This is a genomic window from Mesorhizobium sp. P3_A8, from assembly GCF_056402995.1.
Genome location: NZ_JBFUGI010000004.1, coordinates 277,236 through 300,381, shown reverse-complemented (window position 1 = coordinate 300,381; position 23,146 = coordinate 277,236). Strand labels below are relative to the sequence as shown.

Below are 23,146 nucleotides of genomic sequence, written 5' to 3'. Positions count from 1 at the left end.
CCACCCTTCACACGGGTGGGGTCGCAGGTTCAATCCCTGCATCGCCCACCATTTCCTCACTGAAATCGCACCCCAAGCCGGCACAGCTAGCAACCACAATCAGCCCCTTCCCCACCAAAATTCTTCTGCGCGAAATTCAACGCGCTGCTGTAGCTCGTATAGCTCTGGAATTGGCAGACGTCGGAGCCGTTTCGGACCTTCATCTGGTCGAGATCCCAGAACGACACCTCGATGTGGTCGTTGGCGCAATAGACCGTGTATTTTTCAGGTTCCAGCGCCCTGGCTTTCTGCACGGGCATGGAAACGGCCGGGATGGCAAGCACTGACAGTGCAAGCATGACGAGATGACGTGTGCGCATATGCACCCCCAAGTAAACCGCCAGCAATATGGCAACGAATAGTGAAGCGGCGCATCGTGGCTTTTTTGGCGGATTTTTTCTTCCGGGCGTCTGCAAATCGATGGACTGAATGGTCCCGCATTCCAGATACGGAACAAACCGGAGCACCAACGAGTTTCTGTCGACCGAAACTTGAGGGAAAGCCATGTCCAGATTGCTGCTGGCGACGAGCGTCGCCGTTCTTCTCGCCGCCGGGCCGGCCTTTGCCGCGGATGAAGCGCCTCTGCCGCCGCCCAATGCCAAGAAGCTGTCGGAAATCCTTGCCAAGGTCGAGCAGCGCGACGGCTTTCGCTACGTCAAAGAGGTCGACTGGGACAAGGACTCCTACACCGTCACCTACTACACCTCGGACAAGGCAAAGGTCGAAATCACCTATGATCCGGTGACGGCCGAACCCAAATAGGGCGCCGGCAAATACTCTCTATTCGACCGGTCTACCCGTTTTTTATCCGGGCGCCGCGATGACCAATCGGATTGCCGCAAATTGTCCATCCTTGGCATGTGATATGCACCCCATGGCGCGGGCAGCGCCTTTGGCTTGGGGGCAGTCATGAGATTTTCCGTTCGAACCGACGTCTTACTTGTGCTTGGCATCATCCTGGCCGGCGGCATTCTTGCGGCACCTTCGGCTTGGGCCGACGGGCCGTCCTTCGACTGCACCAAGGCAAGCCTGCCGGCGGAGAAGGCGATCTGCGCCGATCCGCAGCTGTCGGCCATCGATCTGTTGGTTGCCAAGGCCTACGAAGAATTCGAGCCGGCATTCGGCGGCGACAAGCGCAAGATCGCCCGCGGGCTGATTGCCGACCGCAATGCCTGCAAGAACGATACCGCCTGCATCGTCAGCGCGCTGAACAATGCCTTGCAGACCTATGGCAATGCGCCGTCATGGGTGCAGGATTATAACATCGCGCTGATCGGCAAGAAGGCGCTGGACGCCGCGGCGCGCAATCCCGGCAACAAGGATCAGCCCCTACCCTCGGCCGTCGGCCAATGCGCGACCACGCATATCAAGACGCTGACCACGCGGCTTGGCGACGACCCGCTCGAAACGGCCCCGCCTGAGGGCGGCAGCGCCGCGACCTTCACCAATGGCGGCGGGTCTGTCTCCTATGATCGCGAGCCTGGCCTGGCCGCCTCGAAGGTTGGCGAACCCGTCGAGATGTGCCTGATCGCGATTCCCAGGGATTGCCCCAAGGACGATGACCGCGGCCGGGTTTTTTACGCCCTGGACCTTGTCGCAAAAGGAAGTTGGGCTCTGCCGGACTCCGAACATCTGTGCGGCGGCGCTTGATCTGCCCTGCTCCTTCACGAAGACCCGCCAAAACTGCGCCGCTCGGGGCCTCCCCTTGCGCCGGATCGTCTTTGATGGCTGACTGCAACGGTTGACTGCGCCGCATGGGGGGATTGGCATGGCGACGGCTAAGCATGTGTTGAAGCGCATATTGATGATGTTAGCCGGATATCTCGTCGCCTTGCTGGTCGGCCTGGTCGCCGTGGTGGCGATCTACGCCGCGCTCAGTTCCCTGCCAAACGCGCCGGAGTATTTCGGCCTCATGAGCATCTCGCCGATCGCGGTCCTGCTGATACCGCCGCTCGGCATGTTCATCTACTTTCTGACGATTGTGGTGACCGGACTGCAGACGCTGATCTTCGCGCTCATTGCCGAATCCTTTTCGCTGCGCAATGTCCTGTTGCACACGCTTTTCGGCGCCGCTTCCGCGGTGGGCGGCTTTGCCCTGATGTGGCCGAGTTCGCCGGAAGACATGGATCCGGAGCGATGGGCCGACATCGGCATCATCGCTGCCGCCGGCCTCGTCGCCGGCTTGATCTACTGGCTGATCGCCGGACGGGAGGCGGGTTTCCGCCGCCCGTTGTCGGAGCGATAGTGCTTGTCGCCCAAAAATGCGTAGCGGTTTTGGGATAACGACACGCCCAAAACAGAGACTCAAAGCGCGTTGACGCGCTTTGATCAGCTAGACGGCGAACGGACCGCCTCGGTGGCGTCCAGGGCCTGCTTCAGCCGCGAATCGCGATCATAGACGTCATTGAAATACTCGACCTTGCCGGACATGTCGGGCCATGCGGTGAAATAGGCGACATAGACCGGGATCTTGCGCGTCACATCCTCGGTCGAGTGCCCGTGCTTCAGCTTCTCGGCGATGTAGTCGACCGAGGTGCCGAGCACCGCCGCCGCCATGCCGCGCGGATCCTGCAGGCGCACGCAGCCATGGCTGAGCGCACGCATGTCCTGCTTGAAGAATGATTTCTGCGGCGTGTCGTGCATGTAGATCGCGTGCTTGTTGGGGAACAGGATCTTCAACTCGCCCAGCGCATTGGCCTCGCTCGGCTGCTGGCGCACATTGTAGGGAATGTTGGCGCCATAAGCGCCCCAATTGACCGCCGACGACGGAATGCGCTTGCCCTTCGCATCCGTCACCTCGTAGCCGGCGCGGTCGAGATAGCCGGGGTCATTGCGCAACCGGGGCAGCATCTCGTTGACGATGATCGACTGCGGCACGCCCCAATAGGGATGGAAGTCGACCTGCTTGATCTGGTCGTAGAAGAATGCCGTCTGGTTGGTGACCCGGCCGACGACGGCGCGCGTCTTCAGCTTCTCCTCGCCATTGTCGATGTAGCTCGCGGTGAAAGCAGGCTGGTTGATGAAGACGCGCGGGCTGCCGAGATCGGAAGGCAGCCAGCGCAGTTCCTCCAGCGCCACCTGTACCTTGAGCAGCCTGTCGGCCTTCGACGTACCGGCCAGCAAGGCGACGGTGCGCGGACCGATGACGCCGTCGCCCTTCATGCCTTCCTTCACCTGCACCGCCTTGATCAGCGGAACCAGCTCGGGGACGTAGACCTCGCTGGTCGCCAGCCGCGACAGGACCTCGCCATAGGTGCCGCCCATATCGTCATCGAGACTGCGTGCGATCAGCGTCAGCAGCTTCGGCAGTTCCGAGCTGGTTTCGCCTGGCTTCAGCAGCAGCTTGGGATCGACGACGACCTCGTTTTCGGCGCTCGCCTGCAGCGCTTCCAGTTCGACGCGCAGCGCCTGATATTCGGCATTCTGCGGATGGCGCGATTCGAGGTAAGTGCGCACTTCCTGCGTATGCGCCAGCGTCTTCAGCACGCCCACCAGGTCGATCGGCTTTGCCGGGAAATCATAGTAACCGGTCATCCGGTTGGGATCGACGCGGCCGTTCTGGGCATCACGGGCATAGCGCAGCACCCGGGCCGACAGCGCCATCTCGAAGCGGACGAACTCTTTCACCTGCGCATTGGCGTCGGAGGACGCCGACGCGCTGGTGGCAGGAACTTCGACCGTATAGTCGGCGGGCGTCAGGCCATAGCTCGCTGCCTCGCCAAGCACGCGCACGGCGTCCTGCGCGCGGCTGTTGGTGCTGGTTCCGCTCACCCAGATGAAGTCCGGATTGGCGGAGTAGTAAGCGATCAGCGCCTTGGCGATGTCGGGCTCGGCATAGAGCTCATAGTCGCTCAGACCGGCAATGGCGTCGTGGAAGGCAGCCCCTGTTGCCGACGGAACAAACGCGGCGTCCTGCGCCGTCGCCGTCGCCGGCTGCGGTGCCGCGGACAGCGTCGAGAAGTCGACGCGCACCAGCTTGTCGGCCTTGTAGGTGTAGTAGGACGGGCTGCTGATCTTTACGCCGCCACCACCACCGCCGGCCGGGGCCTTGGGTCTGTGCTTTGGCGGCGGAGGCGGAAACTCGCCCTGCGGCTGGTGCTTGATGCCGCCGCCGAACAGCATGTCGAAGAGCCCTTGCGCGCCTGCCTGGGGCGCGCCCAGGGCGAGCGTTGCCGCGATCGCCATCAGCGGCATTGCGGTTGCATTTTTACCGAGGAATTTCATGGATCACCCGCTCCGGTCGCAACCGGTTCCCGTTCCGCACGCTAGACCGTCTCGCTCACCGCATGGCGGATGTAAGGCGTGACTATACCGATTCATACCGATTTCGTTAAGCTTTCATAAATTTCGGAAAGCCTGTTGCAGAACGGTTTCACAACATCGTGACGGCTGGAGCGAGGGTGCTTTCGCTCCAGCCTGCGCAACTCCGGGAAATCAGGCGTTGGCGCCGCCGTCGATGGTCAGTGCGGCGCCAGTTACGAAACGCCCTTCCGGACCGGCGAGCCAGGCAACCATGCCGGCGATGTCGTCGGCCTTGCCGAATCGCGGCGTCGCCATCTTCTGGCGCTGGTGTTCGGCATGCGGCCCATCAGCCGGGTTCATGTCGGTATCGGTCGAGCCGGGATGGACGACATTGGCGGTGATGCCGCGCGGACCGAGATCGCGCGCCAGAGCCTTGGTCAAACCGACCAGCGCCGCCTTGCTGGCGGAATAGGCACCGAGGCTGGTGTCGGTGACGCGTTCGGCGAGATTGCTGCCGATCGAGATGATCCTGCCGCCCTCGCCCATATGCGTCGCTGCCGCTTTCGAGGCGATGAACGGAGCCCTCAGATTGACCGACATGGTCTCGTCAAAATCGGCAAGCGACAGCGTATCGATGGGGGCCGCGCGCCAGATGCCGGCACTGTTGACCAGGATGTCGAGCCGTCCAAATTCGGCCACGGCCTCATCGATGGCCTTTTCGATTGCCTCGGCATCGCGGTTATCAGCCTTGATCGCGATGGCGCGGCCGCCCTTGGCCTCGATCTCGGCAACGACCGAGCGGGCCTGTTCCTCGCCATGCACATAGGTCAGCGCGACATCGGCGCCATCAGCCGCCAGGCGCCGGGCAATCGCCGCCCCGATGCCGCGACTGCCGCCGGTGACAAGCGCCGCCTTGCCGTTCAAATTGCTGGAAGACATTGGTTTCTCCATTTGTGTAGTGATCGATACATAAATACCTGTCAGGCTTGTCTGGTCGCGTCAACTGATTTATGTAGCGATCAACACAGAAAAGAGCGCCATGTCGGAAAGAGGCCGTCCCCGCACCTTCGATCGAACCGCAGCCCTGCGGCGCGCGATGGAGCTGTTTTGGGCCAGGGGTTATGAAGGCGCGTCGATAAGCGACCTCGCCGCCGCTATGGGGATCAATTCACCCAGCCTTTATGCCGCCTACGGCAGCAAGGAGGCTCTGTTCCTCGAGGCTGCGGATTTCTATTCGCGCGTCGAGGGCCCGGATATCTGGCTGGCGCTGGATGAGGCGCCGACCGCGCGCCTGGCGATCGAGCTTTTTCTGAGCCGCACCGCCAAGGCCTATTCGCAGACCGATCGTCCGCAAGGCTGCCTGATCACGCTTGGCGCGCTGCATCAGGATTCAACGAGCGGCCCGATCTGCGCTGACCTGCGCCGCCGCCGCGCCGAGAACCATTCTGCTTTGCAGAAGCGCCTCGAGCGGGCCGTTGCCGAAGGCGAATTGCCTGTCGACTTCGACTGTGGCGCCGCCGCGACCTTTTACGCCACGGTGCAGCACGGCATGTCGATCCAGGCGCGCGACGGCGCTTCATGCACCGCGCTAATGGCGACGGTCACTGGCGCCATGGCTGCCTGGCAGACGCTGGCGGGCACCGACAGAGCGTGACAAACGCTGGCCATTGTGGTGGAAATTCAATGCATGTCGCCCAAAAGTGATCTCGGTTTTGGGAGAACGACATGCATAAAACAAAGACCTGAAGCGCGACGCGCTTCAGACAGCCAGCCAATGCGCGGGTGGAGGGGAACAAGCCTGTGAAAAAAGGGTATCGCGAACTGCTGGACGAGGCCAACGCCGAGATCGAAGTGGTTTCACCGGAGGAGGCCGCAGGGTTGCTCGATGACGATGGCACGATCTTCGTCGACCTGCGCGATCCACGCGAGGTAGAGCGCGACGGGAAAATACCCGGCGCCAAACATGTCACACGCGGCATGCTGGAATTCTGGATCGATCCCGAAAGCCCCTATCACAAGCCGTTCTTCGCCTCGGGCAAGAGCTTTGTTTTCTTCTGCGCCGGCGGCTGGCGCTCGGCGCTGGCCACCAAGACCGCGCAGGATATGGGACTTGCACCGGTCAAGCACATCCTTGGCGGCTACACTGCCTGGAAGGCGGCCGGACTGCCGGTCGAGCCCGGCGAGAAGAAGAAATAACTTAGACCGCGCCTTAATGCAGCAGCGACGACTCGCGAGCCACGAAAGCGACGGCACGTTCGACTACGCCTTTGTCCGCGAGAATGCGTCGGTGGCCGAGCCCGTCCGCCCAATGCAACCTCACGTGATCGCCAGCACCGGCATAGCGTCTAGCATGATCGGCCGGCACTTCGCGGTCATCAGGCGCGTGAATGACCAGGGTCGGCACGGGCGCCTGGGCGAGTTGGCGGTCGCCGGTGAATTCGTGCAGCGGCCGGCCGGACAGGTGTTCGACACGCTCCGCCATTGCGACCTGCGAACGCGGCCCGACATTGAGCATGCGGCTGAAGTCGGCAAAGATCGCCGGCAAGGAGCTGGGTGCCGCGATCAGCACAAGACGTCCTGCCGCCAGCGGCGGGATGTTCTTGACCGAACCGGCAATAGCATTGGCGGCAACGGCTCCACCGAAGGAATGACCCACGGCCGCGACAAACGGACCGAACCATTCGCCGGCGACCCTTACAGCCTCGACAGCGTTGACCATGTTCAGGTGTCGGCCCTGTGATTGGCCGTGGCCCGGCAGGTCAAGGGAAACGACCCTGTAGCCGGCCGCACGATAGCCCTCGATCAAGGCGCGCATATACTCGGTGCGCGAACGCCAGCCATGAACGACAAGCACGGTGCCGGCAGCCGCCCTGCCCGGCTCCGGCCGGAATTCGTGCACCATGACGCAGCCGGTCGCCGTCTTCAGCCGATGATGGCGCGCCTCGGTCATGAACTCCGCGGCACGGCCGATGGCGCGGCGCTCACCGTCGGTCAGCGCTTTGGCGCTCGGCGTACGGCAGAACAGTTCGAAAGCCGCGCGCCCGGTGATGCGTGGCGCAATATGTTCGGCCGCACCAAATACGCTCCGGATGACCTTCAGCCCGATTGATGCCATAGTGAGAATCCATCCATACGTTCAAGCATGAACATAATAGTTCAAAGATGAACAATAAACAAGAGCTACCCTGGGACAACCCGCGTTTTCGCAACTGGGTCGCGGTGGCGCGCGCCTGCCATGTGCTGGAGCGCACGCTGGCGGTGAAACTCGCGCCGCTCGACCTGAAGCCGGCGCAGCTCGACGTGCTGATGAACCTCTATCGCCATCCCGGCATGTCGCAGCACGACCTGGCCCGCAAGCTGCTCGTCGGCCGCTCCAACATCACCATGCTGTTGCCGCAGCTGGAGACGCGCGGCCTGCTGCGCCGTGAAGGCGATGAGAAGGACAAGCGCATCCTGCGGCTTGCCCTCACCGAAGCCGGCGAGACGCTGCTGATGCAGGCGCTGAAAGTGCATATGGCGCTGATCGAGAAGGCGATGAGCCAGTCGACACCGGAACAATGCGACATGATCGGCGAACAGATGCGCAAGATCTATGAGGTGCTGAAGGAAGCCTAGCACCAAGGTGCACCGGCTACCACATCGTCTTCTTCGCCCGCTCCGGCCATTCCTTGTCGTAGGCATCGCCGTCGATGTTCTTGCGGCTGGTGATTTCCAAGATCTGTCCCGGCGTCGGCAGCGATTTCGGGTCGACATGCCTGGCTGGGTTCCAGAGCTCCGAGCGGACGATGGCGCGGGCGCACTGAAAATACACCGAATCGACGTCGATGACGGTGACCGAGCGCGCCGGCTTGCCGTCGACCATGAACGATGCGCACAGCGCTGCATCCGTGGTGATATGCGCCCGGCCGTTGATACGCAGCGTCGTGCCGGAGCCCGGCACCAGGAACAGCAGGCCGACACGCGGATCCTTGATGATGTTTTTGAGCGAATCGGCGCGGTTGTTGCCACGCCGGTCCGGCATCATCACTGTTTTCGGATCAACGATACGCACGAAGCCGGCGAGGTCGCCACGCGGCGAACAGTCCAGCCCCTCCGGGCCGCTTGTGGCAAGCGCGACAAAGGGCGAGGCCTCGATGAAGGCGGCATATTCGGGAATGACGTGGTCGAGTTCCTTGACCAGCGAGGCTTCGCCTGGAACACCGTAGAGCGCTTCCAGCTGTTCGACCGTGGTGATGAGCGACATCTTCTTTGTCTCCGAACCTTTGCCGGCGCTACTCCAGATGTGTGACGCCTTTACGACGTCGGGTTAGCGGTCGCGGCTCAAGCCTTTTTCCGCAAGCTCCGCCAGGTAGGCATTCCAGCGCTCGTCCTTCTCGTGGCCGAGCGTGTGCAGGTAATTCCAGGTGAAGATGCCGGTGTCATGGAAATCATCGAAGGTGATGCGCACCGCATAGTTGCCGACCGGCTCGATCTTCAGGATCGCCACGTTGCGCTTGCCGGGAACCGTCACCCGCTGTTCGGGCGAATGACCCTGCACCTCGGCCGATGGCGAGGCAACGCGCAACAGCTCCGCCGGCAATTCGAATGGATGGTGATTGGGAAAGGTGACCGACAGCAGCTTGCGGTCCTTGGAGACCCTGAGTTCTTTTGGTGCGGTCATGCTCTGTTTGATCCCGTATCGATTGCCCTTCCCTACGCCGCTTCGCCGAATGGGAAAAGGCCCGATGAAACCGGCCGACATGGGATGTCGGCCCGGGGATGTTACCAAAGATCGAGAAGCGGTATCTTGAATGGTGGGCTGCTTCGTATCACATAGCAGTATATAACGAAGCCGCCTCACTGCTATGGGAAGCGCTTGAAGCATGGACATGATCGACCCCTTCGGTCGCACGATCAATTACCTGCGCGTGTCGGTCACCGACCGCTGCGATTTCCGTTGCACCTATTGCATGGCCGAGGACATGACCTTCTTGCCGAAGAAGGACCTGTTGTCGCTGGAAGAGCTGGACCGGCTCTGCACCGTCTTTATCGAAAAAGGTGTCAAAAGGCTGCGCCTCACCGGCGGTGAGCCGCTGGTGCGCAAGAACATCATACATCTGGTGCGCCAGCTGTCGCGCCACCTCGACAGCGGCGCGCTGGAAGAACTGACGCTGACCACCAACGGCTCGCAGTTGTCGCGCTTCGCCGCCGAGCTCGCCGATTGCGGCGTCAAGCGCATCAACGTCTCGCTCGACACGCTCGATGCCGACAAGTTCCACAAAATCACCCGCTGGGGCCATGTCGACAAAGTCATGCAAGGCATCGATGCCGCGCAGGCAGCCGGGCTGAAGGTCAAGCTCAACGCGGTGGCGCTGAAGGATTTCAACGACGCCGAACTGCCCGATATGATGCGCTGGGCGCATGGCCGCGGCATGGATCTGACGGTCATCGAAACCATGCCGATGGGCGAGATCGATGCCGACCGCACCGACCAGTATCTGCCGCTGTCGCTGCTGCGCGCTTCGCTGGAGCGCCAGTTCACGCTGACCGATATCCCCTTCAAGACCGGCGGCCCTGCCCGCTACGTCCACGTCGCCGAGACCGGCGGCAAGCTCGGCTTCATCACGCCGATGACGCATAATTTCTGCGAAAGCTGCAACCGCGTCCGGCTGACCTGCACCGGCACGCTCTATATGTGCCTCGGCCAGGAAGATGCGGCCGATCTGCGCACGCCCTTGCGCGCATCCGAAGGCAACGAACTGGTCGCCGACGCGATCGACGAAGCCATCGGCCGCAAGCCGAAAGGCCACGACTTCATCATCGACCGCCGCACCCGCCGTCCCTCCGTGTCACGGCATATGAGCGTGACTGGCGGCTGATTTTTTCGAAGATTCATGCAACATCGCTTCTGGCTCTATTGGCTTGGAGGCGAGCATGCGGCGACGTTCTTCGTTCCTGGCAACTGTCGTTATCATTGCGGCGACCAACGCGATCGCCGCGCCGTCCACCTATGTGAACGAGCGTTTTGGCACCGTCTGCACCTTTCCCGACGAAATTTTCACCGATCGTCAGCCTGAACCTGACAATGGCGACGGGCAGGTTTGGCTGAGCGCGGATGGCGCCAGCCTGACCTGCTCCGGCATCCTCAACGTCGACGACGACACGCCGAAAGGCTTTGTCGCGGATGAGAAAGCGAGCAAAGAGCCCGGCTACGCCATCACCTACAGCAAGGCCGGCAAGAACTGGGCGGTGCTGTCGGGCATGAAGGACGGTAAGGTCTTTTACGAGCGACGTCTGTTCGGCCAGGATGGCGTCATTCGAACGGTCTGGATCGATTACCCGCCGGCCCTGAAGTCGAAATACGACCCTCTGATTGGGCCGATCGCCGGCAGCCTCAAGGGACCATGAGCATTTTCGGTCACATCCCAAAAAAAGTCTGATCCGCAAACGGTTGCCCGATTTACCGCCAGCATGTTCCGGCCTAGCTTTCCCAGCAGCGGAATCGTCGCTCACAGGGGGAATAAATCATGCGCAAACTCATTCTTTCTCTTGCATTGCTTGGCCTCACGGCCCTGCCCGCGGCTGCCCAGTCGATCGGCGGCACTTATACCGTCGCCGGCACCAATTTCGACGGATCGAAATACGATGGCGAAGCCACCATCACGCTGACCAGCGGGACGACCTGCACGATCCACTGGGAGACGGGCGGCTCTTCCTCGGATGGCATCTGCATGCGCAACGACGACGCGTTCTCCGCCGGCTACGTCATGGGCAAGGATATCGGCCTCGTTGTCTACAAGGTCGAGGATGACGGGTCGCTGCGTGGTCTGTGGACCATCGCCGGCAAGGAAGGCAACGGCGCCGAGATCCTGACGCCGAAGAAATAGACATCGCCGAGGCTGTACAGCTTCCGGGAGGCGGAGCCGCCTCCCGGTCGGGCTGCATGGTCTGTGGACCATCGCCGGCAAGGAAGGCAACGGCACCGAGATCCTGACGCCGAAGAAATAGACATCGCCGAGGCCATACAGCTTCCGGGAGGCGGAGCCGCCTCCCGGCCGGCGTAGTGCCGAATCCAGGACGTGATTTCACGCCCGCGTTGACAAATGCCCCGGTCCTGGCCCAGCCCTTTGCCGTTGCTGTTTCGTGGCGGGCTGTTACAGGCTTGCTTGCCCAAGCAACCGGTAGATGTCTTGCCCCTTTCTCCAAATCTTCGCGGCGCATTGTTCATGATGGTGGCGATGGTTGGCTTCACGCTCAACGACGCCATCACCAAATACTCTTCGCAATCGATGAACATGGCGCAGGTCATGCTGATCAGAGGGGCATTCGCCTCGCTCTTCGTCGGCCTGCTGGCCTGGCAACGCGGCGCGCTTTCGCGGCCGCGCTTGATGCTGCAGCCGCTGGTGGCAATGCGTGTCCTGGGCGAAGCGGGCGGCACCGTGTCCTTCCTGGTGGCGCTTGCCCATTTGCCGATCGGCAGTGTCTCAGCCGTCCTTCAGGCGCTGCCGCTTGCGGTGACGATGGGTGCCGCGCTGTTTTTCGGCGAAAAGGTCGGCTGGCGGCGCTGGCTGGCGATCGCCATCGGTTTTGTCGGCGTGCTGATCATCGTCCGGCCGGGCTTCGACGGCTTCAGCCTCTATTCCCTTTGGGCGCTGGCCAGCGTCGCCTGCTGCACGGTGCGTGACCTCGCCACCAAGCGCATCCCCCAAGCCGTACCGACGATGCTGGTCTCGACCGCCACCGCATTGGCAATGACCGTCGTCGGCGCGGTGCTGTTGTCGCCGATAGGTGGCTGGACACCGATGACCGGCAAGAGCACCGCCCTGCTGGCGCTGGCGGCGGTGCTGGTGCTCATCGGCTATCAATTCATCATCATGGCGATGCGCTCGGGCGAAATCTCCTTCATCGCGCCGTTCCGCTACACAGCACTCCTCTGGTCCATCCTGCTTGGCTTGTTCGTCTTCGGCGACATACCGGACATGCCGATGATTGTCGGCGCAACAATCGTCGTCTGTTCGGGTCTCTATGCGCTGTATCGCGAGCGGGTGGTCGGTCGGCGACGGATTGTCGCCGAAACCACCGGGCCGGCCATGGCGCCGGATGGAATTTAGCCAGGTCTTGTGATTTCCGCCGGCTGGCGTACAGGCTCGATGCATGAGACGAGATATTGCAGGGATCGTCCTGGCCGGTGGCCAGTCGAGGCGGATGGGAGGCGGCGACAAGAGCCTGTTGCCGCTTGGCCGCGGCAGCGTGCTTGACCAGGTCCTGTCGCGCTTTGGCCCACAAATTGAAACGCTGGCGCTGAGCGCCAATGGCGATCCGCAACGCTTTTCCCGGTTTGGACTGCCTGTGCTTGCCGACACTGTGGAAGGCTTTGCCGGACCGCTTGCCGGCATTCTGACCGGCCTCGAATGGACTATAGCCGGCACGCCATGCAAGGCGGTCGTTACCGCTGCCGGCGACACGCCTTTCCTGCCGCTCGATCTGGTCGACCGCCTGGCAGCCGCTGCCGGCGAACATCCCGGTTCGATAGCCGTCGCCTCTTCGGCCGGCAGGCGGCACCCGACCTTCGCGCTGTGGCCAACCGACTGTCGCGACGCGCTGCGGCATTTCCTGGTCGTTGAGGACAACAGGCGGGTTTCGACCTTCATCGAGCGCCATGGCCATGTCGAGGTGGAATTCCCGGTCCTGCAATCCGCGGGACTCGATCCTTTCTTCAACATCAACGTGCCGGACGATCTTGCCGAGGCCGGGCGCCTGTTGCAGAGCATGACATCATGAATAGACGCGTCTTCGGCATCACCGGCTGGAAAAACTCCGGCAAGACCACACTGACCGAAAAGCTGGTCGCCGAGCTTGTGCGGCGCGGCCGGAAGGTCTCGACGGTCAAACATGCCCATCATGATTTCGACATCGACAAGCCCGGCGCCGACAGTTTCCGCCATCGGCAGGCCGGCGCCACCGAGGTGGCGATCGTGTCGGGCAATCGCTGGGCGCTGATGCACGAGTTGCGCGGCGAGGATGAGCCGCCGTTGGAGGGCATCCTCTCGCGGCTCGCCCCATGCGACATCGTGCTGATCGAAGGCTACAAGCGCGAATCCCACCGCAAGATCGAAACGCGGCGGCTGGAAGCGAAGGACCGGGCGCCGCTTTCGGCTGATGATCCTAATATTGTCGCCATCGCCGCGGATTTCGCCGTCACCGACGAGAGCCTGCCGGCATTCGACCTCGACGACGTAAAATCGATAGTCGACTTCATCGAGCGCGCCACCGGCCTCGTTGCTTGAGATGTAACCTAACGGCAGAACGCCATTACCGATTTCGGTGGTTTTGCAGTTGCTTTTTTCTTGGAAAGAGTGGGAGTATCGCCTCAGCGGGCGGTCAAAAAGCACCGCCCCACAGAGCCGTTCGGAACGACGGCCGGGACCATAAAGAGAGGACTATCATGCGTATTGCACTGCGTATCGCGCTCGCCGCATCGGCTGCGCTGCTGACGCTCGGCGTAGCCCAGGCCCAGGAGAAGACCCTGCGGATCGGCACCGAAGGCGCCTACCCCCCTTTCAACAACCTGACCTCCGACGGCAAGCTCGTCGGCTTCGACATCGACATCGCCCAGGCACTTTGCGATCAGATGAAGGTCAAGTGTACCTTCGTCGCCCAGGATTGGGACGGCATCATTCCGGCACTCCAGGCCGGCAAGTTCGACGCCATCGTCGCTTCGATGTCGATCACGCCGGAGCGCAAGGAGAAGGTCGACTTCTCGCACAAATACTATAACACGCCGTCGGCGCTCGCCGTGCCGAAAGACTCGACCCTGAAGGGCGTGACCAAGGAAGATCTCGCTGGCAAGACCGTCGGTGTCGCCACCACGACCACCCATTTCAACTATGCCTCAAAGACCTACACCGACAGCACCGTGAAGGGCTATCCGAGCAGCCCAGAGGAGCAGGCAGATCTTGCCAATGGTCGTCTCGACGCCATCGAGGACGATATTGTCGTGCTGCAGCAGTGGCTGGATTCGCCTGATGGCGCCTGCTGCAAGATTCTCGGCCAGCCGTCGCCTCAGCCGGTCGATATCTTCGGGCCGGGCGCCGGCATTGCCGTACGTAAGGGCGAGACCGACCTGGTCAACAAGCTCAATGAGGCCATCGACGCCATCCGCGCCAATGGAAAGTACAAGGAAATCAACGACAAGTACTTCAAGTTCGACGTCTACGGCGCCGAGTCCTGATCAATACGGCCAAGACGGCGGGGCAATCTCCGCCGTCTTTCTATTCGTCGTCCTGGAAATGCCGTGGAGATAAGATCCGTCAATGCCAGCCCAAAGCATATGGACACTTCTCAGTTGGGGACCCGATGGCTGGAGTGACGATATTGCCTATGGCGTCATTGTAACGGTTCTGCTTGCGCTGGCGACGCTCCCCATTGGTTTGACGATCGGCTTTTTCATTGCGCTCGGCAAACAATCCGAAGAGCCATCGCTGCGCGTCGCCGCCAATATCTACACCACGGTCTTTCGTGGCTTACCGGAACTGGTGACGCTCTTCCTGTTCTTCTTCGGCGTGCCGATCCTGCTGCAGCACCTCATCCGATATTTCCGTCCAGACGCGACCATCGACGTCAACAGCTTCGTCGCCGGGATGATCGTGCTCGCGCTGATCTTTTCGTCCTATGCCAGCGAGGTTTTCCTCTCGGCCTTCCGTGCCATCCCGAAAGGCCAGTATGAGGGTGGTTATGCCATCGGTCTTTCCTATGCGCAGACAATGCGCCTGGTGATCTTGCCGCAGCTGTTGCGCATTGCGTTTCCCGGCCTCGAGAATTGCTGGCTCAGCCTGTTGAAGGACACCTCGCTGGTGTCGGTCGTCGGTCTGGCAGAGACGTTGCGCAACGCCGGCGTGGCCGCTCGCGTGACCAAGCATTCCTTCCTGTTTTACGGTGTGGCGGCCTTGGTCTTTCTTGCTCTGGCCATCGTGTCATCCTTCGCCACCAGCGCCATTTTGCGCTCGCTCGGCAAACGGGAGGCACAACGATGAGCGCCACGGCCACCTTGGTCGAACGGCCACCACCGCGGGCCCGCGGCTGGCCGCGAAGCCGCGTCGTCGGCTACGCGCTGGTCTGCCTGTGGGTAGCCTTCGGCCTCGGTATCGTCGCCTACCTCTTCTTTGCCTGGAACGCACCCTTCTTCGCCAAATATGCGCCGGCCTATATGCGCGGACTTGGCGTCACCCTGTCGCTGGTCGCCATTTCGATGGTGCTTGGCGCCGTTATGTCCTTGCCTGTCGCTTACGGGCGTATGTCCAGGAACCGGATCCTGTCCGGTCTTGCCTATTGCTACGTCTATTTCTTCCGCGGCACGCCGCTGCTGGTTCAAACATTTCTGGTCTATTACGGGCTGGGGTCGTTCCGACCGCAACTCCAGATGATCGGGCTCTGGGATTTTTTCAAGGACGCCTTCAACTGCGGCGTCTTCGCCTTTGCGCTCAACACCGCCGCCTACCAGGCCGAGATCCTGCGCGGCGCCATCGAAAGCGTGCACAGGGGCCAATGGGAAGGGGCTGCCTCGCTCGGCCTGCACAAACTGCAGACGCTGCGCAAGATCATCCTGCCGCAAGCCCTGATCGTCGCCTTGCGGCCTTACGGCAATGAGCTGATCCTGATGGTCAAGGCTTCGGCGATCGTCGCCATCATCACCGTCTACGATCTGATGGGCAATGCAAAACTCGCCTTCGCCAATTCCTTCGACATCCAGGCCTATATCTGGGTCGCCCTGGTGTATCTTGTGATGGTCGAGTTGTTGCGCCATGCGATCGAATGGATCGAGCGCCGGATCACCATCCACCTGAAACGCTGATCCGTTCTCTGCTGTGCCAGCCGATCGGACCACGCGCGTCTTGACGAATTGAGCGCAGGGCCTAGAGCTTGCGCAGCAAATTTCCATTCTGAAGGGCAAGCTTATGGCATCTGTGGCATTTCTCGGTCTTGGCGTGATGGGCTATCCAATGGCCGGTCACTTGAAGAACAAGGGTGGCCATGACGTCACCGTCTACAACCGCTCCAAGGCCAAGGCCGAGCAATGGGTCGGCCAGCATGGCGGCGGCTTTGCCTTGACCCCGGCAGAGGCAGCCAAGGACAAGGACTTTGTCTTTTCCTGCGTCGGCAATGACGATGATCTGCGCTCGGTGACGACAGGTCCGGAAGGCGCCTTCAAATCGATGAAGACAGGTTCGGTCTTCATCGACAACACCACGGCATCGGCCGAGGTCGCGCGTGAACTGGCGGCCGCCGCGCAAGCTGGCGGATTCTCATTTCTCGACGCGCCGGTCTCCGGGGGCCAGGCCGGTGCCGAGAACGGCGTGCTGACCGTCATGGTCGGCGGCGATCAGGATGCTTTCGACAAGGCGAGGCCTGTTATCGACGCTTATGCCCGCATGGTCGGCCTGATGGGATCGGCAGGCGCCGGCCAGCTGACCAAGATGATCAACCAGATCTGCATCGCCGGACTGGTGCAGGGACTGTCGGAAGGCATCCATTTCGGCAAGCAGGCCGGGCTCGACATCGAGAAGGTGATCGAGGTGATTTCCAAGGGTGCCGCCGGTTCCTGGCAGATGGAGAACCGGCACAAGACGATGAATGCCGGCAAATATGATTTCGGCTTCGCCGTCGACTGGATGCGAAAGGACCTCGGCATCTGCCTGGCGGAGGCCGACCGCAACGCTGCCAGGCTGCCGGTGACGGCGCTTGTCGACCAGTTCTACAAGGATGTGCAGGCGATGGGCGGCAAGCGCTGGGACACGTCCTCGCTGCTGGCGCGCCTGGAGAAGTAGGCTGGGATGGCCGAGCTGTCGCCCCAATCCAGTGCCGGCGAAATCATCGCGCATTTGCGCTCGATCGGTTCGGAGGAAAATCGCCTTGGCATGCTGCGCTACGGTATCAAGATCGACCGGGCGCTTGGAATCCCGCATGGCGTTCAGCGGCAGATTGCCCGCAAGATCAAACGCAACCACGAGCGCGCTTTTGAGCTGTGGGAGTCAGGCATCATGGAGGCGCAGTTCATCGCTTCCGTCACGGCCGACCCAGAGCGGTTTTCCGCAGCGGATGCAAGGCAATGGGCGTCGAGTTTCGACTCCTGGGATATCGTCGATGGCGTGTCTGATCTCTTCGTCGACACGGACGCCTGGAAAGACCTGATAGGCGAGTTCGCGGCTGATGAACGGGAATTCGTTAGACGCACGGCTTTTGCCATGATGGCATGGTCCGTCGTCCACCGAAAGAAAGAGCCGGAGGCAACTTTTCTTGCCTTCCTGCCGATCATCGAAGCGCACGCCACCGACGGCCGCAATTTCGTGAAGAAGGCTGTGAACTGGGCGCTTCGTTCGATCGGCAAGCGATCGATGGAGATGCACGGCGCTGCCCTTGCCGTCGCCGAAAGGCTCGCGCGATCACCCGACAAGACGGCACGCTGGAACGGCAAGAATGCGGTGAGAGAATTGACCAATGCCAAAACGCTCGAGCGGGTCGCCGCCAGAAAAGGCTGACGGACAGCTTCCGCGAGACGAGCGCGGCCCTCGCCGACATGTGATGCGGCTCGAGCATTGACGCCATTGGTCCCGGCGTCTTTACTCGCCTGCAAAGGAAGCGGCATGAGCATCCACCTCAAATCAATCCTGGCGCTCGCGGCCGCGCTGTCTCTCACCGCTGCCGGCGCCTCGGCCGAGACGATGCACATCTTCTGGAAGGATTTGCGCCCCGCGACCCAGGCGGTTGCCGAAGACGCCGGGCTGCCGATGATCGCGGCAAAATTGCCCGATCATGGCGAGACGCTGTCCCTCGATCTGCAGGATAAGACCATACAATTAGCCGGCTATGCATTGCCGGTCGATCGTGACGGCGACCTTGTCTATCAGTTCCTGCTGGTGCCGTGGACGGGCGCATGCAGCCACATGCCGACACCGCCGCCCAACCAGATCGTGCTGGTCACGCCTGCCCATCCTTACAAGATGTCGCAAGCCTACCAGTCGGTCGCCGTCACCGGCGCCTTGAAGCCGGACATGGAAAAGAGCCAGCTGTTCATTCTCGACGGCGTCAGCGTCATCCAGTCCGGCTACACCGTGCGCAAAGCGGATGTAGTCGGTGTCGACACCGTGCCGGACACCGTTACGCTGCCGGTGAACTCGCCCTGGAGTTTCCTCAACAAGAAGAAGAATTGATCGCGCTCAGGCGGCGTTGGCACCCGATTCCTTGTCCAGCACCATGTAGTCGAGCGGGATTTCGGTCGTGTACTTGATCTGCTCCATGGCGAAGGACGACGACACGTCACGGATCTCGATCTTGGCGATCAGGCGCTTGTAGAAGGCATCGTAGGCGGCGATGTCGGGCACGACGACGCGCAGCAGGTAATCGACGTCGCCGCTCATGCGGTAGAACTCGACCACCTCGGGAAACTCCTGGATGACCTCGGAAAACCGCCGCAGCCACTCATGGCTGTGTGAGTTGGTGCGGATCGAGACGAAGACGGTGACCCGCACATTGACCTTCTCATGGTCGAGAATGGCGACGCGCCGCTTGATGACGCCCTCTTCCTCGAGCTTCTGGATGCGGCGCCAGCAGGGCGTCGTCGACAGGCCGACTTTCTTGGCGACATCGGCCACCGCGAGCGTCGCGTCCTCCTGAAGGAGGCGTAGGATCTTTCGGTCAAGGCGGTCCATTAGAGGCTCCTAGGGGAATAGTTTGTCTATATTCCCTCTTATTCGAGGCTTTCACAAGAAAGAAATTCTGCCAATCGCCACGAAAGCGAGTGATTTCTTGCAGAATGCCTAGCCGATGCGATAGCGGATTTCCGAGCGCAGGAAAGGCAGCAATTCCATTTCAAACCACGGATTCTGCTTCAGCCAGCCGCTGTTGCGCCAGGATGGATGCGGCAGCGGCAGCACTTTCGCTCCGACGGAATTCTCCCAGATGGCGCGCCAGTCCATCACCGTTTCCGTCAGCGAGGGTCGGCGCGCGGCACCCATGTGCCAGGACTGCGCATAGATGCCGATCGTCAGCACCAGGTCGATCCGCGGCATCAAGGCCATCAAGGGCGTGCGCCAGGCCGGCGCGCATTCGCGCCTAGGCGGCAGGTCGCCGCCCTTGGCGTCCTGGCCGGGAAAGCAGAAGCCCATCGGCACGATGGCGAATTTCTCGATGTCGTAGAATTCGTCGCTGGTCACACCGGGCCAGCTGCGCAGGCGGTCGCCCGAAGCATCGGTGAACGGCATGCCCGACAGGTGCACCTTGGTTCCCGGCGCCTGGCTGGCGATGAGGATGCGCGCGCTGGACGATGGCCGCAGCACCGGTCGCGGCTCATGCGGCAGCGGCTTGCCGATAGGGTTTTCGACACAGATGCGGCAGGCCCGGACCTCCTCTGCAAAACTGTCCAGTTCCACACTCAAGCGGCGGCACTCGGCCGGCTGGAGACCGCCTGATGCCAACGCAGCACATTGGCGCATTCTTCCGGCACCTTGATGCGTGCCGGCTTCATGAAATCGATCGCGATCAGGCCGGTGATATCGGCAATCGAATAGCTGTCGCCGGCGACGAATTCCCGGCTCGCCAGCTCGTCGTCGAGGATTTTCAGGAATGCGACCGCCTTCGGCTTGTTGGCCTCGCCCCATTCGGGGATCTGCGGAGTTTCCCAGTCCTTCATGGCCGGATGGACGTGGCGAAAGGCCTGGGCGACGCAGCTGAGCAGGTTGAACTCCATCCGTCTCTGCCACATCTCGACCTGTGCCTTGCCGAGCGCGCCGCGTCCGAACAGGGCCGGCTCGGGGTGCAATTCCTCGAAATAGCGGCAGATGGCGACGGATTCGGTGATGACGGTGCCATCGTCAAGCTCCAGCACCGGCAGGCGTTGCAAAGGATTGCGAGAGCTAACCGTTTCGCCCTTGTGCTCGAAAGCGCCCATGTCGACAGACACCAGAGGAACAGCGATCCCCTTCTCGGCGAGGAAAACGCGAACCCGCCGTGGATTGGGCGCCCGGCCGCCGTCATAGAGTTTCATTCGATCCTCCCTTTTCCTTCTGAGCCAATGCGCGTCACCAGAAGCGAAAAATCTCCCGCACGGCATCGCCGATCGACGCCAGTGTACCGTGCTTTCGCTCCACGACCTCGCCGTGATGGCTGTCGCGCCAGTCCTGCGGCTGGTCGAACGTACCTGCCCAGATACCGGCCTTTGCCACGCGGGCAGTCGCTTCCTCACTTTCGTAGTCGCCGAAGGCAACGGCCCAGCCCGCCTCGACCTGGGCGCGGTTGAGATCGGTGCCGCCGGCCTTGCAGTCGCCAAGCAGCCGGCCATAGCGATCCCGCTGCCAGCCGCTGCAGGTGACCGGCCTGCCGGCAATCAGGCGCACCAGCGCCTGGCGCGCCAGCGTGCCACAGGCATAATCCGCACCGTTCCTGCGGCAGGTCTGGGTGTATTCCGGGGCATCGATGCCGCGCATGCGGATGCGCTCGGTGCCGAGTGTGATGGAATCGCCGTCATTGATGATGGCGGCACCTTGCGTCTGTGGCGTTTCCACCCGATCGAGGCGCGCCGCCAGCAGCATCAGCAGTCCCAGAATGATGGTGGCCAGCCCGTAGTCCAGCACTTTGCGCCACAGGCTTCTCGGGGGCGGCGCCGCGTACCGCCGGCGCGATCTTGGCGACCATGAACGACTCATATGGCAAACGGTTGGTTAATCATTCGAACGTAGCTTAACACCTTGAAACCGCTGCCCGTATAAATCGAAGTTTTTGATGCCCTTGCAACGCTCGAACACAGCGGACAAGTTCATTGTGGACCGCAGGAAACCCCATCGCAACAGCGATGTGGCGCGCGCGGTGCGCAAGACGCGCGACCGTCTTTCGCAACAGGCCGGCAATCCCGATTTCGACCGCGAACTGCTAAAACTCCACGCGCGCGCCATGACAAGCGGCGCCGTGGTCATCCCGCTGCTCGTCCTGGCAATCGCAGCAGTCGGCCGGCTCACCGGAATCGGCAACGAGATCGGGCTCTGGGCGCTGTTCACGCTCACCTCCTATACGATCGTCGTCTTCATGGCGCGGCGGATTGAGCGTACGGAAGCTTCCGAACTCAACCCCTTGCAAGCGCAACGGGAATTCCTGGCCGGCCATTTCCTTTGCGGCCTCGGCTGGGCCTGGTTCGTCTGGCTGGGCTGCGGTGCCTGCGAGGTCGACCAGTTCCAGGTGATCAAGGCGGTCGTGCTGCTGTTTGCCATGGCCGGGACCGCTCTGATGGCTTCATCCCTGAGCGGCGCGCTGCTGGCGACCTTTGCCGTGCCGGTGGCGCTCTATGCCTATGCCGGGATCAAGCTGTGGATGCCGGTCGAGGCGATCATGGCCGGACTGCTCGTCGCGTCGCTGCCCTTCTTCGCCTATATCGCCCGTCACCTCAACCGCTTCTCCCTGATGCTGTTGTCGTTCCGCTCCGAAAAGGACGCGCTGATCGCCGAAGTGGAGACAGCAAAATCGATGTCGGACGAGGCGCGGCGGCGGGCCGAGGACGCCAATCTGGCAAAGTCGCGTTTCCTCGCGTCGATGAGCCATGAGCTGCGCACGCCGCTCAACGCCATTCTCGGCTTTTCCGAGGTGATGGCGAACGAGGTGCTGGGGCCGATGAGCAATCCCACCTATCGCGACTATGCGCACGACGTGCATGATTCCGGCCAGCACCTGCTCGACCTGATCAACGAGATACTCGACCTGTCGCGCATCGAGGCTGGCCGCTACCAACTCAACGAAGAGCCGGTGATGTTGCTCAACATCGTCGAGGACTGCTGCCATATGATGGAGCTGAGGGCGCGCAACAAGGATATCCGGGTCATCCAGGATTTCGAAGCGACATTGCCGCGGCTGTTCGCCGACGAGCGCGCCGTGCGGCAGATCACGCTCAACCTTTTGTCGAACGCCATAAAATTCACCGCCACCGGCGGCGAAGTGCGTGTCCGGGTCGGCTGGACGGCAGGCGGCGGACAATACATTTCGATCAAGGACAATGGCCCCGGCATTCCCGAGGACGAGATCCCGATCGTGCTCTCGGCCTTCGGCCAGGGCTCGATCGCCATCAAGAGTGCCGAACAGGGCACCGGGCTTGGCCTGCCGATCGTGCAAGGCCTGCTCGCCATGCATGGTGGCGAGTTCGAGCTTCATTCCAAGCTGCGCGAAGGCACCGAGGCGATCGCCATCTTCCCGCTGAGCCGGGTGATGGAAGAACTGCCTGCACTGCCGACGGCCGCGGTCGCGGCGCGAAGGCGCTAGGCTACCCCGGCGACCTGCCTCCACTCGGCCTCAAGGAGAAACGCGGACCGCAATGACCGGAGATTGGGATGCAAGCCGCGTCGAAATCAGATCGGAACGGCTTCGCCTTAGGCTGTTTATATCAGACGACGCTGACGAGGTCTTTGCCGCCATCACGCCCACCATCACCCGTTTCATGCAGTGGGAACCACCTCGATCATCAACGGCCTTTGCCGAGGTATGGCGATCCTGGCTGGCGCCGATCCTTGACGGATCGGATCTGCATTTCGTTGTGCGTTCACTGGCGGATGATCGCTGTCTGGGGCTTGTCGGCCTTCACGCGGCCAAGACGGCCTGCCCCGAGATCGGGATTTGGATAAGGCAGGACGTCCATGGAAACGGCATTGGCCGGGAGGCCGTCGCCGCTGTGGCGGCGTGGGCGTCCGACGAGCTCAATCCCGATTGCTTCGAGTACCCTGTCGCCGAAGAGAACCTGGCGAGCCGGCGAATCGCGGAAGGCCTCGGCGGGTCGATCGTCGAGACCCGCTCCAATCCGAAGTACAGCTCAGTCGTCTATCGCATCCCCAATCTCAGGCGTTGATACGCCGAGGAC

30 protein-coding genes are annotated in these 23,146 nt (G+C 61.9%); 20 read left to right on the top strand and 10 right to left on the bottom strand.

Annotation, left to right across the window (positions count from 1 at the left end):
- Positions 1-86: 86 nt before the first annotated feature.
- Complete coding sequence (locus AC1DX4_RS12165; protein WP_477220543.1) at positions 87-545, bottom strand: hypothetical protein; 459 nt, start codon at positions 543-545, stop codon at positions 87-89.
- Here AC1DX4_RS12165 and AC1DX4_RS12160 point away from each other — a divergent pair.
- The 3 genes from AC1DX4_RS12160 (at position 544) to AC1DX4_RS12150 (ending at position 2,284) form a co-directional block, all read left to right on the top strand.
- Positions 544-801, top strand: a complete 258-nt coding sequence (locus AC1DX4_RS12160) for a PepSY domain-containing protein (RefSeq protein ID WP_477220542.1) — start codon at positions 544-546, stop codon at positions 799-801. The genes AC1DX4_RS12165 and AC1DX4_RS12160 overlap by 2 nt on opposite strands.
- A 147-nt stretch (positions 802-948) precedes the next feature.
- Positions 949-1,689, top strand: coding sequence for a lysozyme inhibitor LprI family protein (locus tag AC1DX4_RS12155; protein WP_477220541.1), 741 nt, complete (start codon positions 949-951; stop codon positions 1,687-1,689).
- A gap of 118 nt (positions 1,690-1,807) precedes the next feature.
- On the top strand, positions 1,808-2,284 hold the full coding sequence (locus AC1DX4_RS12150; protein ID WP_477220540.1) for a hypothetical protein: 477 nt from the start codon (positions 1,808-1,810) through the stop codon (positions 2,282-2,284).
- Positions 2,285-2,367: 83 nt separating this feature from the next.
- On the opposite strand, the gene AC1DX4_RS12145 is transcribed toward AC1DX4_RS12150, so the two are convergent.
- Positions 2,368-4,263, bottom strand: a complete 1,896-nt coding sequence (locus AC1DX4_RS12145) for a L,D-transpeptidase family protein (protein WP_477220539.1) — start codon at positions 4,261-4,263, stop codon at positions 2,368-2,370.
- Between the two features lie 210 nt (positions 4,264-4,473).
- Complete coding sequence (locus AC1DX4_RS12140) at positions 4,474-5,220, bottom strand: 3-oxoacyl-ACP reductase family protein (protein WP_477220538.1); 747 nt, start codon at positions 5,218-5,220, stop codon at positions 4,474-4,476.
- A 100-nt stretch (positions 5,221-5,320) separates the two neighbouring features.
- On the opposite strand from AC1DX4_RS12140, the gene AC1DX4_RS12135 reads away from it, so the two are divergent.
- Together AC1DX4_RS12135 and AC1DX4_RS12130 are read left to right on the top strand one after the other, a co-directional pair.
- Positions 5,321-5,935, top strand: coding sequence for a TetR/AcrR family transcriptional regulator (locus AC1DX4_RS12135; protein WP_477220537.1), 615 nt, complete (start codon positions 5,321-5,323; stop codon positions 5,933-5,935).
- 146 nt (positions 5,936-6,081) lie between these two features.
- A complete protein-coding gene (locus AC1DX4_RS12130) occupies positions 6,082-6,477 on the top strand; it encodes a rhodanese-like domain-containing protein (RefSeq protein WP_477220536.1) in 396 nt (131 codons plus the stop codon).
- 13 nt (positions 6,478-6,490) lie between these two features.
- On the opposite strand, the gene AC1DX4_RS12125 is transcribed toward AC1DX4_RS12130, so the two are convergent.
- On the bottom strand, positions 6,491-7,396 hold the full coding sequence (locus AC1DX4_RS12125) for an alpha/beta hydrolase (protein WP_477220535.1): 906 nt from the start codon (positions 7,394-7,396) through the stop codon (positions 6,491-6,493).
- Positions 7,397-7,443: 47 nt separating this feature from the next.
- Here AC1DX4_RS12125 and AC1DX4_RS12120 point away from each other — a divergent pair, with 47 nt between their 5' ends.
- The gene (locus AC1DX4_RS12120) at positions 7,444-7,896 is read left to right on the top strand and encodes a MarR family winged helix-turn-helix transcriptional regulator (RefSeq protein ID WP_477220534.1); all 453 of its coding nucleotides are present in this window, start codon (positions 7,444-7,446) and stop codon (positions 7,894-7,896) included.
- A 16-nt stretch (positions 7,897-7,912) separates the two neighbouring features.
- Here the strand turns inward: AC1DX4_RS12120 and AC1DX4_RS12115 are convergent, their stop codons facing one another.
- Complete coding sequence (locus AC1DX4_RS12115; RefSeq protein ID WP_477220533.1) at positions 7,913-8,524, bottom strand: pyridoxamine 5'-phosphate oxidase family protein; 612 nt, start codon at positions 8,522-8,524, stop codon at positions 7,913-7,915.
- Between the two features lie 63 nt (positions 8,525-8,587).
- Entirely contained in the window at positions 8,588-8,941 is a 354-nt protein-coding gene (locus tag AC1DX4_RS12110) for a gamma-butyrobetaine hydroxylase family protein (RefSeq protein ID WP_027045107.1), read from the bottom strand.
- A gap of 202 nt (positions 8,942-9,143) precedes the next feature.
- Here AC1DX4_RS12110 and moaA point away from each other — a divergent pair, with 202 nt between their 5' ends.
- The 12 genes from moaA (at position 9,144) to AC1DX4_RS12050 (ending at position 18,467) form a co-directional block, all read left to right on the top strand.
- The gene (moaA, locus tag AC1DX4_RS12105; protein ID WP_477220532.1) at positions 9,144-10,139 is read left to right on the top strand and encodes a GTP 3',8-cyclase MoaA; all 996 of its coding nucleotides are present in this window, start codon (positions 9,144-9,146) and stop codon (positions 10,137-10,139) included.
- Between the two features lie 55 nt (positions 10,140-10,194).
- Complete coding sequence (locus tag AC1DX4_RS12100) at positions 10,195-10,668, top strand: hypothetical protein (RefSeq protein WP_477220531.1); 474 nt, start codon at positions 10,195-10,197, stop codon at positions 10,666-10,668.
- A 119-nt stretch (positions 10,669-10,787) separates the two neighbouring features.
- The gene (locus AC1DX4_RS12095; RefSeq protein WP_477220530.1) at positions 10,788-11,147 is read left to right on the top strand and encodes a hypothetical protein; all 360 of its coding nucleotides are present in this window, start codon (positions 10,788-10,790) and stop codon (positions 11,145-11,147) included.
- Between the two features lie 303 nt (positions 11,148-11,450).
- Positions 11,451-12,371 carry a DMT family transporter gene (locus tag AC1DX4_RS12090; protein ID WP_477220529.1) on the top strand — a complete coding sequence of 307 codons (921 nt, stop codon included), beginning with the start codon at positions 11,451-11,453 and terminating at the stop codon, positions 12,369-12,371.
- A 43-nt stretch (positions 12,372-12,414) separates the two neighbouring features.
- A complete protein-coding gene (gene mobA, locus AC1DX4_RS12085) occupies positions 12,415-13,041 on the top strand; it encodes a molybdenum cofactor guanylyltransferase MobA (RefSeq protein ID WP_477220528.1) in 627 nt (208 codons plus the stop codon).
- Positions 13,038-13,547: a molybdopterin-guanine dinucleotide biosynthesis protein B gene (gene mobB, locus AC1DX4_RS12080; RefSeq protein WP_477220527.1), complete on the top strand. Its 510-nt coding sequence runs from the start codon at positions 13,038-13,040 to the stop codon at positions 13,545-13,547. The genes mobA and mobB overlap by 4 nt, the downstream gene beginning before the upstream one ends.
- Positions 13,548-13,705: 158 nt before the next feature.
- On the top strand, positions 13,706-14,491 hold the full coding sequence (locus AC1DX4_RS12075) for an ABC transporter substrate-binding protein (protein ID WP_477220526.1): 786 nt from the start codon (positions 13,706-13,708) through the stop codon (positions 14,489-14,491).
- 82 nt (positions 14,492-14,573) lie between these two features.
- Positions 14,574-15,293: an ABC transporter permease gene (locus AC1DX4_RS12070; protein WP_477220525.1), complete on the top strand. Its 720-nt coding sequence runs from the start codon at positions 14,574-14,576 to the stop codon at positions 15,291-15,293.
- On the top strand, positions 15,290-16,111 hold the full coding sequence (locus tag AC1DX4_RS12065; protein ID WP_477220524.1) for an ABC transporter permease: 822 nt from the start codon (positions 15,290-15,292) through the stop codon (positions 16,109-16,111). The genes AC1DX4_RS12070 and AC1DX4_RS12065 overlap by 4 nt, the downstream gene beginning before the upstream one ends.
- A 103-nt stretch (positions 16,112-16,214) precedes the next feature.
- The gene (locus AC1DX4_RS12060; RefSeq protein ID WP_477220523.1) at positions 16,215-17,084 is read left to right on the top strand and encodes an NAD(P)-dependent oxidoreductase; all 870 of its coding nucleotides are present in this window, start codon (positions 16,215-16,217) and stop codon (positions 17,082-17,084) included.
- A gap of 6 nt (positions 17,085-17,090) precedes the next feature.
- The gene (locus AC1DX4_RS12055; protein WP_477220522.1) at positions 17,091-17,795 is read left to right on the top strand and encodes a DNA alkylation repair protein; all 705 of its coding nucleotides are present in this window, start codon (positions 17,091-17,093) and stop codon (positions 17,793-17,795) included.
- Between the two features lie 105 nt (positions 17,796-17,900).
- The gene (locus AC1DX4_RS12050; protein WP_477220521.1) at positions 17,901-18,467 is read left to right on the top strand and encodes a DUF3299 domain-containing protein; all 567 of its coding nucleotides are present in this window, start codon (positions 17,901-17,903) and stop codon (positions 18,465-18,467) included.
- A gap of 6 nt (positions 18,468-18,473) precedes the next feature.
- Here the strand turns inward: AC1DX4_RS12050 and AC1DX4_RS12045 are convergent, their stop codons facing one another.
- The 4 genes from AC1DX4_RS12045 to AC1DX4_RS12030 all read right to left on the bottom strand — a co-directional run bounded on the left by AC1DX4_RS12045 (position 18,474) and on the right by AC1DX4_RS12030 (position 20,957).
- Complete coding sequence (locus AC1DX4_RS12045) at positions 18,474-18,965, bottom strand: Lrp/AsnC family transcriptional regulator (RefSeq protein ID WP_006205209.1); 492 nt, start codon at positions 18,963-18,965, stop codon at positions 18,474-18,476.
- 108 nt (positions 18,966-19,073) lie between these two features.
- A complete protein-coding gene (locus tag AC1DX4_RS12040) occupies positions 19,074-19,748 on the bottom strand; it encodes a uracil-DNA glycosylase family protein (protein ID WP_477220520.1) in 675 nt (224 codons plus the stop codon).
- Positions 19,688-20,299 carry a glutathione S-transferase gene (locus AC1DX4_RS12035; protein ID WP_477220519.1) on the bottom strand — a complete coding sequence of 204 codons (612 nt, stop codon included), beginning with the start codon at positions 20,297-20,299 and terminating at the stop codon, positions 19,688-19,690. The genes AC1DX4_RS12040 and AC1DX4_RS12035 overlap by 61 nt, the downstream gene beginning before the upstream one ends.
- 34 nt (positions 20,300-20,333) lie before the next feature.
- On the bottom strand, positions 20,334-20,957 hold the full coding sequence (locus AC1DX4_RS12030) for a thermonuclease family protein (RefSeq protein WP_477220518.1): 624 nt from the start codon (positions 20,955-20,957) through the stop codon (positions 20,334-20,336).
- Between the two features lie 76 nt (positions 20,958-21,033).
- Between AC1DX4_RS12030 and AC1DX4_RS12025 the strand changes: the two genes are divergently transcribed.
- Together AC1DX4_RS12025 and AC1DX4_RS12020 are read left to right on the top strand one after the other, a co-directional pair.
- Positions 21,034-22,554, top strand: coding sequence for a sensor histidine kinase (locus tag AC1DX4_RS12025; protein WP_477220517.1), 1,521 nt, complete (start codon positions 21,034-21,036; stop codon positions 22,552-22,554).
- A gap of 52 nt (positions 22,555-22,606) precedes the next feature.
- A complete protein-coding gene (locus tag AC1DX4_RS12020; RefSeq protein ID WP_477220516.1) occupies positions 22,607-23,134 on the top strand; it encodes a GNAT family N-acetyltransferase in 528 nt (175 codons plus the stop codon).
- Positions 23,135-23,146: the final 12 nt, after the last annotated feature.

Excerpts from the sequence above, each read along its gene's own strand:
- AC1DX4_RS12160 (WP_477220542.1), top strand. The coding sequence starts at position 544 with ATGTCCAGATTGCTGCTGGCGACGAGCGTCGCCGTTCTTCTCGCCGCC.
- AC1DX4_RS12165 (WP_477220543.1), bottom strand. The coding sequence starts at position 545 with ATGGCTTTCCCTCAAGTTTCGGTCGACAGAAACTCGTTGGTGCTCCGG.
- AC1DX4_RS12155 (WP_477220541.1), top strand. The coding sequence starts at position 949 with ATGAGATTTTCCGTTCGAACCGACGTCTTACTTGTGCTTGGCATCATC.
- AC1DX4_RS12150 (WP_477220540.1), top strand. The coding sequence starts at position 1,808 with ATGGCGACGGCTAAGCATGTGTTGAAGCGCATATTGATGATGTTAGCC.
- AC1DX4_RS12145 (WP_477220539.1), bottom strand. The coding sequence starts at position 4,263 with ATGAAATTCCTCGGTAAAAATGCAACCGCAATGCCGCTGATGGCGATC.
- AC1DX4_RS12140 (WP_477220538.1), bottom strand. The coding sequence starts at position 5,220 with ATGTCTTCCAGCAATTTGAACGGCAAGGCGGCGCTTGTCACCGGCGGC.
- AC1DX4_RS12135 (WP_477220537.1), top strand. The coding sequence starts at position 5,321 with ATGTCGGAAAGAGGCCGTCCCCGCACCTTCGATCGAACCGCAGCCCTG.
- AC1DX4_RS12125 (WP_477220535.1), bottom strand. The coding sequence starts at position 7,396 with ATGGCATCAATCGGGCTGAAGGTCATCCGGAGCGTATTTGGTGCGGCC.
- AC1DX4_RS12120 (WP_477220534.1), top strand. The coding sequence starts at position 7,444 with ATGAACAATAAACAAGAGCTACCCTGGGACAACCCGCGTTTTCGCAAC.
- AC1DX4_RS12115 (WP_477220533.1), bottom strand. The coding sequence starts at position 8,524 with ATGTCGCTCATCACCACGGTCGAACAGCTGGAAGCGCTCTACGGTGTT.
- AC1DX4_RS12110 (WP_027045107.1), bottom strand. The coding sequence starts at position 8,941 with ATGACCGCACCAAAAGAACTCAGGGTCTCCAAGGACCGCAAGCTGCTG.
- moaA (WP_477220532.1), top strand. The coding sequence starts at position 9,144 with ATGGACATGATCGACCCCTTCGGTCGCACGATCAATTACCTGCGCGTG.
- AC1DX4_RS12100 (WP_477220531.1), top strand. The coding sequence starts at position 10,195 with ATGCGGCGACGTTCTTCGTTCCTGGCAACTGTCGTTATCATTGCGGCG.
- AC1DX4_RS12095 (WP_477220530.1), top strand. The coding sequence starts at position 10,788 with ATGCGCAAACTCATTCTTTCTCTTGCATTGCTTGGCCTCACGGCCCTG.
- mobA (WP_477220528.1), top strand. The coding sequence starts at position 12,415 with ATGAGACGAGATATTGCAGGGATCGTCCTGGCCGGTGGCCAGTCGAGG.
- mobB (WP_477220527.1), top strand. The coding sequence starts at position 13,038 with ATGAATAGACGCGTCTTCGGCATCACCGGCTGGAAAAACTCCGGCAAG.
- AC1DX4_RS12075 (WP_477220526.1), top strand. The coding sequence starts at position 13,706 with ATGCGTATTGCACTGCGTATCGCGCTCGCCGCATCGGCTGCGCTGCTG.
- AC1DX4_RS12070 (WP_477220525.1), top strand. The coding sequence starts at position 14,574 with ATGCCAGCCCAAAGCATATGGACACTTCTCAGTTGGGGACCCGATGGC.
- AC1DX4_RS12065 (WP_477220524.1), top strand. The coding sequence starts at position 15,290 with ATGAGCGCCACGGCCACCTTGGTCGAACGGCCACCACCGCGGGCCCGC.
- AC1DX4_RS12060 (WP_477220523.1), top strand. The coding sequence starts at position 16,215 with ATGGCATCTGTGGCATTTCTCGGTCTTGGCGTGATGGGCTATCCAATG.
- AC1DX4_RS12055 (WP_477220522.1), top strand. The coding sequence starts at position 17,091 with ATGGCCGAGCTGTCGCCCCAATCCAGTGCCGGCGAAATCATCGCGCAT.
- AC1DX4_RS12050 (WP_477220521.1), top strand. The coding sequence starts at position 17,901 with ATGAGCATCCACCTCAAATCAATCCTGGCGCTCGCGGCCGCGCTGTCT.
- AC1DX4_RS12045 (WP_006205209.1), bottom strand. The coding sequence starts at position 18,965 with ATGGACCGCCTTGACCGAAAGATCCTACGCCTCCTTCAGGAGGACGCG.
- AC1DX4_RS12040 (WP_477220520.1), bottom strand. The coding sequence starts at position 19,748 with ATGCGCCAATGTGCTGCGTTGGCATCAGGCGGTCTCCAGCCGGCCGAG.
- AC1DX4_RS12035 (WP_477220519.1), bottom strand. The coding sequence starts at position 20,299 with ATGAAACTCTATGACGGCGGCCGGGCGCCCAATCCACGGCGGGTTCGC.
- AC1DX4_RS12030 (WP_477220518.1), bottom strand. The coding sequence starts at position 20,957 with ATGAGTCGTTCATGGTCGCCAAGATCGCGCCGGCGGTACGCGGCGCCG.
- AC1DX4_RS12025 (WP_477220517.1), top strand. The coding sequence starts at position 21,034 with ATGCCCTTGCAACGCTCGAACACAGCGGACAAGTTCATTGTGGACCGC.
- AC1DX4_RS12020 (WP_477220516.1), top strand. The coding sequence starts at position 22,607 with ATGACCGGAGATTGGGATGCAAGCCGCGTCGAAATCAGATCGGAACGG.